We start from the raw sequence: 277 nt of genomic DNA, 5'->3' as shown, positions 1-277 counted from the left end.
GGGAACAGCTCCTCGTGCGGCCGAGGTTGGTTGGTGCATCGCGACGCCCCGACCAGGTCGTCGCCCTTCTCGTTCACGGGGATGCCGACATCCAAGAAGCCGTCGATCACGTAGTAGAGACCGGGGTTGCGCTCCCCCTGCTCAACCAGCACCGTGCCCTTGGGGAAGTAGACGATCTCGATGTCGTTCCGGAGCTCTTCCTTCAGACTCTGGATGGGCGAGGTGCCGCCCGCGCTCGAGACGGACATGGACATGACGGACTCGGTCTCTCCGTCCC

Annotated in this window: 1 protein-coding gene; it reads right to left on the bottom strand. The window is 64.3% G+C overall.

The window, feature by feature from the left end:
- A partial coding sequence (locus PZC42_RS24545; RefSeq protein WP_277214083.1) for a cyclic nucleotide-binding domain-containing protein occupies positions 1–254 on the bottom strand: 254 nt, incomplete at its 3' end.
- Positions 255–277: the final 23 nt, after the last annotated feature.

The organism is Isoptericola croceus, from assembly GCF_029382255.1.
In the GTDB taxonomy this organism is placed as follows: domain Bacteria; phylum Actinomycetota; class Actinomycetes; order Actinomycetales; family Cellulomonadaceae; genus Isoptericola; species Isoptericola croceus.
The sequence above is the reverse complement of the archived record's forward strand: the minus strand, read 5'-3'. Positions and strand labels throughout refer to the sequence as shown.